At 42.2% G+C, this 12,935-nt stretch carries 11 protein-coding genes; 6 read left to right on the top strand and 5 right to left on the bottom strand.

Features of this window, described 5'->3' with window-relative positions; genetic code table 11:
- Positions 1-214 precede the first annotated feature (214 nt).
- The 4 genes from AC4J95_RS00340 (at position 215) to AC4J95_RS00325 (ending at position 6,390) form a co-directional block, all read left to right on the top strand.
- Entirely contained in the window at positions 215-1,282 is a 1,068-nt protein-coding gene (locus AC4J95_RS00340; RefSeq protein ID WP_494548158.1) for a hypothetical protein, read from the top strand.
- Positions 1,283-1,702: 420 nt separating this feature from the next.
- Positions 1,703-2,149 (top strand): MarR family winged helix-turn-helix transcriptional regulator, encoded by a 447-nt coding sequence (locus tag AC4J95_RS00335; RefSeq protein WP_316401920.1) that lies wholly within the window; start codon positions 1,703-1,705, stop codon positions 2,147-2,149.
- Complete coding sequence (locus tag AC4J95_RS00330) at positions 2,149-4,530, top strand: ABC transporter ATP-binding protein (protein WP_494548157.1); 2,382 nt, start codon at positions 2,149-2,151, stop codon at positions 4,528-4,530. The genes AC4J95_RS00335 and AC4J95_RS00330 overlap by 1 nt, the downstream gene beginning before the upstream one ends.
- 15 nt (positions 4,531-4,545) lie before the next feature.
- Entirely contained in the window at positions 4,546-6,390 is a 1,845-nt protein-coding gene (locus tag AC4J95_RS00325) for an ABC transporter ATP-binding protein (protein ID WP_494548156.1), read from the top strand.
- A 59-nt stretch (positions 6,391-6,449) separates the two neighbouring features.
- Here the strand turns inward: AC4J95_RS00325 and AC4J95_RS00320 are convergent, their stop codons facing one another.
- Positions 6,450-7,028 carry a hypothetical protein gene (locus AC4J95_RS00320; protein ID WP_494548155.1) on the bottom strand — a complete coding sequence of 193 codons (579 nt, stop codon included), beginning with the start codon at positions 7,026-7,028 and terminating at the stop codon, positions 6,450-6,452.
- Positions 7,018-8,037 carry a DUF4947 domain-containing protein gene (locus tag AC4J95_RS00315; RefSeq protein ID WP_494548154.1) on the bottom strand — a complete coding sequence of 340 codons (1,020 nt, stop codon included), beginning with the start codon at positions 8,035-8,037 and terminating at the stop codon, positions 7,018-7,020. The genes AC4J95_RS00320 and AC4J95_RS00315 overlap by 11 nt, the downstream gene beginning before the upstream one ends.
- A gap of 282 nt (positions 8,038-8,319) precedes the next feature.
- On the opposite strand from AC4J95_RS00315, the gene AC4J95_RS00310 reads away from it, so the two are divergent.
- Positions 8,320-8,958: an L-fuculose-phosphate aldolase gene (locus tag AC4J95_RS00310; protein ID WP_494548349.1), complete on the top strand. Its 639-nt coding sequence runs from the start codon at positions 8,320-8,322 to the stop codon at positions 8,956-8,958.
- Positions 8,959-9,110: 152 nt separating this feature from the next.
- Positions 9,111-10,151, top strand: coding sequence for a 2-hydroxyacid dehydrogenase (locus tag AC4J95_RS00305; protein WP_494548153.1), 1,041 nt, complete (start codon positions 9,111-9,113; stop codon positions 10,149-10,151).
- Between the two features lie 41 nt (positions 10,152-10,192).
- Here AC4J95_RS00305 and AC4J95_RS00300 read toward each other — a convergent pair whose 3' ends face one another.
- The 3 genes from AC4J95_RS00300 to AC4J95_RS00290 are packed head-to-tail and all read right to left on the bottom strand — an operon-like array spanning position 10,193 to position 12,791.
- Entirely contained in the window at positions 10,193-11,182 is a 990-nt protein-coding gene (locus AC4J95_RS00300; protein ID WP_494548152.1) for a transketolase family protein, read from the bottom strand.
- A gap of 25 nt (positions 11,183-11,207) precedes the next feature.
- A complete protein-coding gene (locus AC4J95_RS00295) occupies positions 11,208-12,113 on the bottom strand; it encodes a transketolase (protein ID WP_494548151.1) in 906 nt (301 codons plus the stop codon).
- A 24-nt stretch (positions 12,114-12,137) separates the two neighbouring features.
- Positions 12,138-12,791: an L-ribulose-5-phosphate 4-epimerase gene (locus AC4J95_RS00290; RefSeq protein WP_494548150.1), complete on the bottom strand. Its 654-nt coding sequence runs from the start codon at positions 12,789-12,791 to the stop codon at positions 12,138-12,140.
- Positions 12,792-12,935 lie beyond the last annotated feature (144 nt).

Below are 12,935 nucleotides of genomic sequence, written 5' to 3'. Positions count from 1 at the left end.
ATTTATTAATTAATAAGTGTGATATACCCACTATTCAATGGTTTTATAGAGAAAATAGAGTTCTTTATTTTAGAGTTTTCTATGTACTAATCAGTTATCTATGTTTATCATATTTGTGAATACAATTACTTCGATCCAACTGCTTGAAAATATTTTTCTGAAATCGGTTACACGATAATAGGTAAAAAACTATAGATAAATGGAGGAAATCAGGATGAAATTAGTAAAAGCATTACAGGGCCGCCAGTTGTTCTTTATGAAGAAGGACAACCTTATGAAGCGCGTGAGCCAATACTTTGAACAAACCAACAATGCCGCCGAAGTCGTCGAGTACCTTGTGACGATACTTTTGCGGGAGGCGATGTGTGTCGAAGACTATGCTCTGGAGTCGTTAACAGACCTCATCCGTCAAATTTTCCTGACCGCTGAGCCCAATGATACTCTGCGCCGCCATGTCGTTTACTTCAAAAAATTCCTGAAAGAAGACTGGCAGACCGTCATTGATCGGTTATTCCTTAATGAAGCAGAATACCATGAAATTACCAAGCAGGCTTGTTTATATAATGAATTTCTAGAGAAAAAGACCCGTAGAACACCGCAAGTATCCGGTGAAAAATTCAATACTGTCGCCATTTTTAGGGATGCAGATGGGAAAAAATATACGTGGACATTGCGGGATACGAAAGAAATCCCCGTTGATTCAGAAAGTCAGATCGCTGAAACAGCGGGTGTATTGCAAATTTTGACGACGTTGACAATCTTCAAGTCCACGAAAGGCATAAGGCGCTTTGCGGAATTAATAGAATATTATACGCCCAAAGCCAGCATCACCGTGAGCTACAAGGTCCCACAGGCAGAAGCGCCCGTTCCAGCTTCAGACATCAAACAAACAGACGAACCACAAACCACTCAAAAGCAAGAAAAACCAGCTTCTTCTATTAATAGTAGTAAAACACCACCAAAACCAACCAAGTCCGCTATAAGCAAGGCAGGCAAAAACACCCTGTCCTATGAGAAGCTCATGGATAAAAATGAAGCGATGTACCAACTGTCGCAAGCGGCTCCGCCAGTTGAGCCGAAGGGTTGTTCCGCCGCGCCAAATCCTGAAACAACAGAGAAACCACCTGCCAAGAAATCTAGCGCAAGTCCTCAAAAGATAGATTCCTCCTATTTGCGCTACGGAAAAACCGAAGAAGAAATCAAGCAAAATCGTGAGGCTAGAAGTAAGAAACGGAGAATAGATAAGGAAATAGCCAAGAGAAGGAAAAGGAAGAAGAAGTGATGTCTTGCGTTGATTTGAAGGTTCCTTAAACGAGTAAACTGAGTAAAAATAAGCATGAGTCTTATGTTTATTTGGTGTGGAAAAAAATCGGAGAGGATAAGCTTCTTTACTGTGCTCAAAAATATACTCTAATAAAATCAATAAAAGGAACATCGAATGGAGGAGGTCTGTCCACTATTCGATGTTCTTTTTGATGAAAAAAACGAGTTGACTTATCGGGTTAAGCTAGTTTTTTTATTGACCTGACTGTCATTTTTTAAGAAAAGGTCAAAGTCTATCATTTTAAAACGTATTCATCTATTTTTTGAGCAAAAAAGGTTGATTTTATTTCCTATTAGCGGTAATATCAAACAGCATTAATTACTAACACTATTAGGTATTAATGAAAGAAAAATTATTTTAGAAAGAAGGGGGAGTCTGATGACGTTTGCAGAAGACGCTGAACGTGAGCTGATGGAGCTGATGGTCAAAAATCGCCATGGTGCATTTAGCAAAATCGAGAAAAGCAGCAAGGGTGCCAATATTGTCATTAAAGTACTTGCTCGATTAGGTGAGCCGACCAACCCAAAGAATTTGGCCGAGACACTGAATTTATCAACTGCTAGGATTGCCGCTGTGTTGGGAAACTTAGAAAAACGTGGTTTGATTATTCGTACAATGGATCCTGATGACCGACGTCGAATCAATGTCAGTTTAACAGAATGCGGAAAAAAAGTAGCAAAAGCTGAAAAACAGGAGATGCGAAATAAAATTATTCGAGTATTTGAACTTATGGGTGAAGAAGACACCAAAAAATACCTTGAATTAACTGCTAAGTTTGTCGACTACTCTCAAAAATTAACCATGGAAGGGGAAAGTGATCAATAGTGAAGATTTTTAAATATCTTGGTAAATACTGGTATGCAATCATTGCCGTATTCTTACTTTTAATCGTGCAGGCATCTAGTGATTTAAGCTTGCCGAGTTTGACATCGGATATCGTCGATGTCGGTATTCAACAAGGAGGACTTGAACAGTCGACTCCGGATAAAATCAGAAAATCAACCCTTCAAGGGCTTGAGATTTTCATGACTGATAAAGAGAAACAAACGATCGAAGACAATTATAAAGAAGCAACTCAAACTGTTGACGGTAAAAAAGTTGATATTTATAAATTAGATCTGCAAAAAGGCATGACGAAAGAGAAATTGTCTAAAACCTTCAATTTGCCAATCATGATGCTCGCTTCCACTCGAGGAGAAGATTCGAGTAATGGTAAAGAAGCCAAAGAAGTTCTAAATGATTATTCGGCGATCGCTAAGGAGGGCGCACAAGCGCAAGCCTTAGGACAAGAAGCGAAAACGCTTGGTGAACAGGCTCAAGCAGCCGGACAAGCGGCTGCAACTGCAACAGACGGCGCGACTGCCGCTGCTAAAGGTGCGGAAGCACAAAAATTAGCCGCTGAAGCGCAAGCGAAAGGCGCGGAGGCTCAAAAGCTTGGCGATGCTATCAAGGCCAAAACGGATGCCATGCCGGCAAAAGTCGACGCTGCCCGTAAAGCAACCAAAGAAAGCTTAGGCGATGTCGGTGAAGACTCATTGAAAACAGTGGGAATTCAAATGACCTTAGCTGAATACAAAGCGTTAAATGTAAACACAAAAAAAATCCAAACGGATTACATGATCAAAACTGGTGCTAAAATGATCGGCTTAACACTGCTGTCTGCTGTTGCGGCGATCATCGTTGGTTTGATTGGTTCATTAGTCGCTGCTACCGTGGGTAAAAACTTACGGGTTGGACAATACGAACGGACACTGGAATTTTCAAATAATGAAATGGAAAAATTCTCACCAGCTTCATTAATCACACGGAATACGAATGACATCCAACAGATCCAAATGGGGATCGTGATGATCATGCGGATCGTTTTATATGCACCGATCTTAGGTATCGGCGGTATTTATCGCGTGTATAGGACCGGTACTGGTATGGGCTGGATCGTCGGCGTGGCGGTTGCAGGTGTGTTGGTTCTAGTATTGACCTTACTTGCGACAACGATGCCTAAATTTAAAGCTCTGCAAAACTTAGTCGACCGCGTGAACTTGGTTTCTCGTGAAATCATTACGGGTCTGCCAGTTATTCGCGCCTTCTCTCGTGAAAAATATGAAGAAGAACGTTTCGATGTGGCCAATACGAATTTGATGAAAACGCAAATGTTTGTAAACCGTGCGATGTCATTAATGATGCCAATCATGATGCTTTTAATGAATGGTATCTCTGTGCTGATCGTGTGGGTCGGTGGACATAATATGGATAATGGTCAATTGCAGGTTGGGGATATGATGGCCTTCATTACGTACACAATGCAGATTGTTATGGCCTTCATGATGTTGTCGATGGTATCGATTATTTTACCTCGTGCCAATGTTGCTGCAGGTCGTGTGGATGAAGTGTTGAACACAGAACCTACGATCAAAGATCCAGAACAACCAAAAGATGACCATGACTTCAAGGGTGAAGTGAAATTTGAAGGGGTTCAATTCCGTTATGGCGACGCTGACGCGGATGTCTTGCATCATATTAATTTCACCGCTAAACCGGGGGAAACGACAGCTTTGATCGGCTCAACTGGATCAGGGAAATCAACGATTGTCAATTTGATCCCTCGTCTATTTGATGTAACGGGTGGACGGATCACGATTGATGGGATTGATATTCGTGAGATGAGCATGCATAAACTACATGAGATCATGGGTTTTGTGCCGCAAAAAGGGGTCTTATTCTCTGGGGATATCGCTTCGAATATCAAATTCGGTGATGCGGATATCTCAGATGAACAAATGCGAAAAGCCGCTTCGATTGCCCAAGCAGATGAATTTATCAATTCTAATGAACAAGGCTTCGATCGCGCCATCTCCCAAGGCGGGACCAATGTTTCCGGTGGACAAAAGCAACGTTTGTCGATCGCACGTGCGTTAGCGAAGAATCCTAAGATCTTGATCTTTGATGATTCCTTCTCAGCACTTGATAACAAGACCGATGTTGCGTTGCGTAAAGCATTAGCAGAAAACGTCAAAGATATGACGCAAATCATCGTGGCACAAAAAATCTCAACAATCCTTCATGCGGATAATATCATCGTATTAGATGAAGGTCGTGTCGTAGCTCAAGGTCGTCATGAAGAATTAATGAAATCATCATCTGTATATCAAGAAATTGCTCAGTCACAATTAAGTAATGCTGAATTAGGCATAGAAGAAGCGGATTAAGGAGGAGCGAAAAGAATGGCAGAACAAAAACAAAATCGCCCTCATGGTGGCGGACCTGGCCGAGGAATGGCTGCGCCAGTAGAAAAGGCCAAAGACTTTAAGGGGACAATTAAAAAGTTAGTCTCATACCTTGGCGCATATAAGATCGCGGTCTTCCTTGTAATGATCTTTGCGGCAGCTTCAACGATCTTCAATATTTGGGGACCAAAGATCCTGTCAAAAGCGATTACTGAATTATTTAATGGTCTGATCAAGAAGTATCAAGGAACTGGTGATATCAACTTTGATAAAATCGGCGGCATCCTGCTCTTCATGTTGGGGCTGTATGTAGTTGCGTCCTTATTTGGGATCATCCAAGGCTGGATCATGTCGACGATCTCACAACGAATTACTTATCGGATGCGGAAAGAGATTTCTGAAAAAATCAACCGCATGCCAATGAACTATTTTGAAAGTCGTACGACTGGTGAAGTGTTATCGCGTATCACGAATGATGTGGATACCTTAGGGCAATCGCTGAACCAAAGCTTGACGCAATTAATTACATCAACCTTCACCATCATCGGAGTTATCGTGATGATGCTGTCGATCTCAGTGAAGATGACCGGTATTGCGATTTTAATCGTGCCAATCTCATTACTATTGATCATGGTTGTGGTAAAGAACTCGCAGAAATACTTCAAGACGCAACAAGAATACCTTGGTGTGATCAATGGTAAAGTTGAAGAAACGATTGGCGGTTACACGATCGTGCGTTTGTTCAATGAAGAAGAGAACTCATTGAAGGAATTTAAAGAACAAAATGATATTCTATTCAAATCAGCTTGGAAATCACAATTTCTTTCTGGCTTGATGCAGCCGATCATGAACTTTGTCGGTAACTTAGGCTATGTTGGGGTAGCGATTGCCGGCGGGGTTATGGCCTATAATGGGACGATCACTGTTGGGGATATCCAAGCGTTCATTCAATACGTTCGTAATTTGACACAACCAATCGCACAGCTGGCACAAGTATCAAACATGCTGCAATCAATGGCGGCGGCAGCTGAACGGGTCTTTGAATTCTTAGGTGAAGAGGAAGAAGATCAATTGGCTGAAAATCCTGTTCAAATCGATAAAGCAGAAGGTATGGTCGACTTTGATCACGTTCAATTTGGTTATACACCAGACAAGATCGTTATCCAAGACTTTACTTCTCATGTCGATCCTGGTCAAACAGTCGCAATTGTTGGACCGACCGGTGCGGGTAAAACAACGATGGTTAAATTGCTAATGCGTTTCTACGATGTCAACTCTGGCGCGATCAAGATCGATGGTCATAATATCAAAGACTTCAATCGTGCAGATTTACGTAAGAACATCGGGATGGTCTTACAGGATACGTGGTTGTTCAAAGGAACGATCATGGACAACTTGCGGTATGGTCGTCTAGATGCAACAGATGAAGAAGTATACGCAGCAGCGAAAGCGGCTCATGTCGATCACTTTATCAAGACACTGCCTGGTGGCTACGAGATGGAATTGAATGAAGAATCTTCCAATATCTCTCAAGGCCAGAAACAATTGCTGACGATTGCCCGGGCAATTTTGGCGGACAAACCAATCCTAATCTTAGACGAGGCGACATCATCGGTAGATACACGGACAGAAGGATTAATTCAAGAAGCCATGAACAACCTGATGAAGGGGCGGACGTCATTTGTTATCGCTCACCGTCTGTCAACGATCAAGGATGCGGATAAGATTCTTTACATGCAGGGTGGAGATATCAAAGAACAAGGAAGCCACGAAGAACTACTGGCTCAAAATGGACTTTATGCCGCATTGTACAACTCACAGTTTGAAGAATTATCAGAATAAGCCAAAGACCAATCATCCATTTATTTCGGATGATTGGTCTTTTTTTAGATAATCGTCTATTAGTAGCGACTCTTGTCTGTGATCATCTTTGTTTGTTTATCATAAGTGATTGTGACAGAGCCGTTGGCGTATTCGCCGTCTTTCGTTTGGTCCCAAGTAGCTGTCGATTTTGGGGGCATACCGTATTTTTCTTTTTCCCAGCTGGTTATTCTGTCTGGCGGACCAACCAGCTTTTCTAATTCTTCATAACTGGCCCCGCCTTCAAAGGAGTATTTTTCGCTGTCAGCATCGTAATGCTTTGTCGCGACCTTTATACTGTCATAAATTTCTGATGTCCACTCTCCAGGAAATGCTCCTTTTGATTGGGAGTTTGCTGGTTGCGTGTCGATCGGTTCATAAGAAGTGGTATTAGAAAGTATAAAAATGACAGAACCGATGATGAGCAAAATGACAAAAGAAATCGCAATTATCACTTTACGAGGTCGTTTTTTTGAATAGGTATCTGGGTTTTGACTTTGTTGCGGTGAAGACCCTTTTTGCGGTTTCAAATAAACCGTTCCACAATAATCACATTTCCAGCCTTGTTCTACTTTATGGAAATGGGTGCTTCCGCAATTCACACATTCTTTACTTTTCATGATAGAGTCCATCCGATTCATAGTTTTCAGGAAAGTCATCTGGATATTTGCCTAACCCAGCACGCGGATACTTTTCTGGTAGACGACTAAAGTGAATGTAACGCACAATTGGGGTGACATATCCTACCTGATCATTTTTAAGATACACATTAGGTTTTCCTTGTTTTTCATAAACAAATAGTTTGTTGAAGCCGCCATAAGTATTATCGGTGTTTATGGCGATGAAGGCGCGAACTTCCCGCCAAGTTAGTTTTCCTTGCTGCCACTGCTCTCTAAGCATCTTCGCTTCATAATTAACGGGCTTGTTTTGTTTATCAAACTTAAGAGCCAGCTTTTTTTGAATCTGTTCGGTATCTGTAACGATCTCATCTGGCTGACCCCAAATTCGTAAAATATCTGAGCTAGAGTATTGATCAAAATCTGGTCCGTAAGCAGCTAGAAATCCAGCTTCTCGATAGTAAGTTGTTATCGCAAAATCACTAGCAGGATTTTCGATGATCATGTCTTCTTTCGGTGGTGTTTTTAGCCGATTTTTTTCCAGAGAATCACGTTGCTTTTGTGCAGCTGCCACTCGATCTTTAAAGTCTTGCGTCTTGTCGCCGCCGTATTCCTCGGCGGATACAAGTGCTAAATCAATCTCTGCTTGGTTCAACGAAAGCTCCGCTATTCTCACGTTTCGCTCCGGATTGTTCAATTGGCTCGGCGAATAGGTCGTCGAATCTGTCGAGCTTTTAGCGCTGGTGGCAGGTGTAAATGTAGTCAATTGCGGTCCCATCTTTGAAGGAGTTGTCTTCAATGAATTGGGCACGAGAATACTGCTAATAAAAAGAATGCCAACAATAAGGATCAGTGTGATTCCTATAATGGACAGCGGCTTTTTTCGAAGTGATCGTTTTTCTAGAGGTGGGGCATCAAGTTCGTAGACCGCATGACAATAGCTGCATTCATAGCCAGTTTCCGTTTTTTTGAATTGATTTCCACCGCAATAGTTGCAGACCAATCCCTTCATTTTTCACCACCCCCTTCATTTTCATGCGAATTCTCTAGTTAAATATCCTTGTTTTCGTTGTTACCAGAACCCTAACTGTTCATAAATGATACCACGGGGGAGGATACGCGAAAAGAGATGATTCAAAGGTTTTAGATATTGTAGGAAAGCAAAACTAGATAATTATTTCTTTTTAGTGATCATTCGTTCTGTGTTGACTTATTTAAAAAGAGGTGTTAGGTTGAATATGGAAAATATTTTCTTTTGATTGAACATAATTTCTTGATAGGAGTGGTACTTATGATGGAAACAGAAAAGGCGCAGTTGGTAGAATATGGCGAAAAATTGATTTCGACGGGATTGACTGCAGGAACTGGCGGAAACATCAGCGTATATGACCCAGCAGGACAGCTGATGGCGATCACACCTAGTGGGATCGATTATTTCGAGATGACAGTAGAGGACATTGTTGTGCTGAATCTTGAAGGAAAGATTGTTGAAGGGACAAGGAAGCCTTCAAGTGAATGGCAAATGCACTTAATTAATTATCAACGACGTGGTGATGAAGTCCACGCAGTGGTACATGCACATTCGACGTTTAGCACGATCTTAGCTACTTGTCGAAAAAATCTTCCAGCCACCAATTATATGATAGCGGTTGCAGGAGGCGATGAGGTACGTTGCTCTGATTATGCGACTTTTGGTACGGAAAAGTTAGCGGAATACGCGTTTGAAGCGATGGCAGATCGCTATGCTTGTTTTTTGGCGAATCATGGACTCCTGACTTGCGGTCCGACTTTGCAAGATGCTTTTTCTGTTGCGAGTGAGATTGAACGTTTGGCAGGCTTGCATGTTGGTGCTTCTCTATTTGGCAATCCGGTGATATTAGACAAAACAGATATGAAAGAAGTACTCGAACGGTTTCCGAGTTATGGTCAATAGGAGAAAAACTAGTGAAGGGTGTTGGCTTTGCCTTTTGCAGATTGCGATGCTTGATGATCAGCCGTCAAAGTACAATCAATCTATGTCAGTAACCGTTTGGCGGAATGGTTTGCGGTAAAGAAAAACAACAAATAAGGAGAGAGGTTAAAAAGATGAGTAAAGTAATCGTTGTTGGTGATACTTTTGTGTCAGCCAAAACTCTGAATGAAGCTGTGGCTTCAATGGGGATTCCAGAACCGGTAGAAATCGTCACTTTGGAATGGCGAACAGAAGATTCGCAGGAAGAATTTCAGCGAAACTTGAAAGTGATTGAAAAGGATGGGCCGGAAGCGATCGCTATTCCAGTAGGGATCATGGAAGAGATAAGGGACGCCGACTATTTGTTTGTACATCTTGCGCCTGTTCCCCGCAAGCTGATTGAGCAGGCAAAGAATTTGAAGCTGATCGGTACTTGTCGTGGCGGAGTGGAGCATATCGATCTTGCGGCCGCTAGAGAAAAGAAGATTCCAATCATTCATGTCATTCGGAACGCCGAACCGGTTGCAGACTACACGATTGGTCTGATTTATACAGTAACAAGAAATATTGCCCTTTCTCATGCAGCGGTGATGCAAGGAGACTGGAAGAAAAGCTACCCCAATGATGCTTATAGAACTACGCTTTCTGATCAAATAGTTGGCCTAGTTGGATTGGGGCATATTGGCAAAATAGTGGCACAGCGGCTTATGGGACTTGGAGTAAAGGTAATCGCTTATGACCCATTTGTTGATCAGGAGAAATTGTTGAGCTCAGGACTTGAGGTGGAAGTTGTTTCTTTGGAAGAGTTGTTTTCGAAATCAGATATCGTTTCTCTGCATATGCGAGTTACGTCAGAAACAGAAAAGCTGGTGGACGAGGAATTATTAGCATTGATGAAGCCTAGTGCTTATTTGATTAATACTGCGCGACCGGGATTGCTTGTTAAGGAAGCGTTTATCAATGTGTTGAAAGAGCGACAAATTGCTGGAGCGGCTATTGATGTTGTTTGGGAGGAGCCGCTGCAGCTGGATGATCCTTTACTCAAATTGGATAATTTGGTAATTACTTCCCACATTGCAGGAGATACTGTTGATGCGATTCCGAAGTCTCCGTTTCTATTAGCTAAGAAGGTGCATGAGTATTTAAAAAAAGGGGAGAACGAGTTTCTTCTCTAAAAAAGCATTCCTGAGAGATTTTTCTCAGGAATGCTTTTTTTTTAAACTCGATCGTAGTCTTCTAAGCGAATGTCTTCTAATTCTTCTTCCTTGAAGTCGAGGTCTTTATCTAAAATCTTCTCCACTGCTCGAATCAAGGAAGCGGCGTCTAAGCCGTACTTTTTCAATAAGTAAGGTTTTGAGGCTCCGTGAGTCCATTCATCATCAATGCCGACTTTGATTAATGGTTTATGCAGTTGATGTTCTAACATCACTTCACCGACTGCCGTGCCTAATCCGCCGATCTTGACATGGTTTTCCATCGTAACCACCCCATGTTTTACTTTTTTGATGGATTCAACAACTAACGGATCAGTAAATGGTTTCAAGGTTGTGATGTGAACATGCTGAACAGAGACTCCTTGTTTTTCCAGCCACTGGGTTGCTCGCATTGCTTCTTCTGTACAGATACTGCTGGAAAATAGAGCAACATCATCACCAGAAGAAATCACCCGCCCTTTGTTAAATTCCGTTGGCTTGTCAGGTGAGAAGAGTCTTGGCATTTGTCCCCGCAGCATTCTGACATAGATCGGTCCGTTGACTTCTTTACAAATTTCTAAAGCAGATTCTACATCAGTCGCATCGCCGCAATCGAAGATCGTCATATTTGGAATGGTGCGGAGAATACCGACATCTTCAATCGATTGGTGCGTCACGCCGCCGGGAGTCGTAATTCCTGGCACGAAGCCTAAAAGCGAAACAGGCAGATTTGGATAAGCAATCGACATTTCTAATTGATCTAGCGGTCTACGATATAGGAAAACCGCGAAAGTGTGTAAGAATGGTCGGAAGCCTTCACGAGCTAAACCAGCCGCCCAGCTCAACATGTTTTGTTCGGCGATCCCCATTGATAAATACTTTTCAGGGAAAACTTTCGGAAACTCTTTGACTTCACAAGAAGTTCCTAAGTCTGCTGATAAGACTAAGACATCCTCATTTTCCCGAGCAAATTTGATCATATTTTTTGAATGTACATCCGATTCTATTTTCATAAATAATACTCCTTCCTTTTTTTGCTTACATTTCGTTGTAGAATTTGGTGTATTTATCGAATTCTTCGCCTTCCTTTAGACGAACGAAATGCAGGATTGGTCTTCTTTCGTTTAAGTAAGGGATACCTTGAGTTGGGTCCGTATAGCAAAGAATAACTAATGGTTTGTTCTTTTCCCCTTGTTTGGCGGCTTCTTCGATTGCTTCGATATCATGTCCGTTGACTGAGACTGCCTTAGCGCCAAATGCGGTGAAACGATCTTCTAAAGGTTCGATATTCATGACTTTCTTGGTTTCCCCTTCGACTTGCTGGCCGTTGATATCGACCAACAAAACCAGGTTGTCCAGTTCATAAAAGACCGCAGCTTGAATGGCTTCCCACAATTGGCCTTCTTCCATTTCCCCGTCGGACATCATCACAAAGACACGTCCTTCTTCCCCGCGTAATTTTCGCGCATGAGCCGTTCCGCCAGCAACGCTGATTGCTTGATCCAATGTTCCGGCAGCGTTTTCAAATCCGGGCGTGTGATTGGCGCCGATCATCTCCATTGAGTAGCCGTCACGGTTGAACATTTCCAATGCTTCTTCATCTAAACGATCCGCTTCGATCAAAGCCGCATAGACAGGAGCAGCATAGTGGGCAGGTGATACGAAGAAGCGATCATAAGGGGCTTTTAATGAGCCGTGGTATTCTGCTCCTTGGACGTAATCCATATTATCTTTTGACGGTGTTCCCGGAAATTTATTCGGTAAGCGAGGCGCTTTGCTTTCACTCAAGTTTAGAACACGTAAGTACATAGTCGCGAAAAGTTCCGCGGAAGAGCAGGCCTGGGAAAGATAGCAGCCGTTTCTTTCGAGTGTCAGTTTCAGTACATGCTTGCGAATGTTTGTTGCCGCTTTTTCTACATCAGCGATCGTATAATTAGTTGCCATGGTAAAACTCCTTTTCTATTGTATTTATTTTTGTCCGTAATTATTTTGATAGAAATCATAGACTTCTTCAGTATAGGACTCTTCTAATGGTTGGAGTGATGCGTTCAAGGTTCGTGCGTAATAGACGCTTTGGGCTGTTTCTTCAAGAATAACGGCATTTTTCAGAGAGTTGGTAGCTGATTTGCCAACGGTGAAGACGCCGTGGTTCTTTAATAGGATTGCAGGACAGCTGGTTTCTTGGTAGCAGCGAACGATCTCGGCGCCAATGGCTTTTTCACCGACAGCGGCGATTTCTGATAGTGGGATTTTTTTTCCGAAAACAGCTGCAGAAGTCGTCGTATATATAGGAAGTGATTCTCCAGCAATCGAGAAAGCAGTAGCGTATGGCGAGTGGGTATGAGTGATTCCGAGAACTTCAGGGCAGTGATTGTATACATATAGATGAGACTCAGTATCTACTGAAGGTGTCAGTTCACCTTCGATTACGTTGCCGGCCAAATCTACAACGATCATATTGTCTGGGGTCAAGTCCTCGAAATGGATACCGCTGGGTTTAATGACCACATATTCTGTTTCGGGATCTTTTGCACTGACATTTCCGCTCGTCCATAAAACTAATCCATTTTTAGGAAGCGCTTTATTGTCTTTGCAGACCGTCTCTTTCAATTGTTCAAGCATGATATAACCTCCAATGTCGTTTTTTACATTATTTCATCATAAAGAACAAATGTCAATATGTATTTTTGTAAAAATATTTAGATATAGTACTATAGTAACTTCTTCGGCATGTGTAATCGTTTCCAATAAAAGTGTTGACAGATC

The sequence above is a fragment of the Enterococcus sp. GPZ-007 genome (assembly GCF_059374735.1).
Note: the sequence above shows the minus strand (reverse complement) of the source record. Positions and strands in the feature narration are given on the sequence as shown.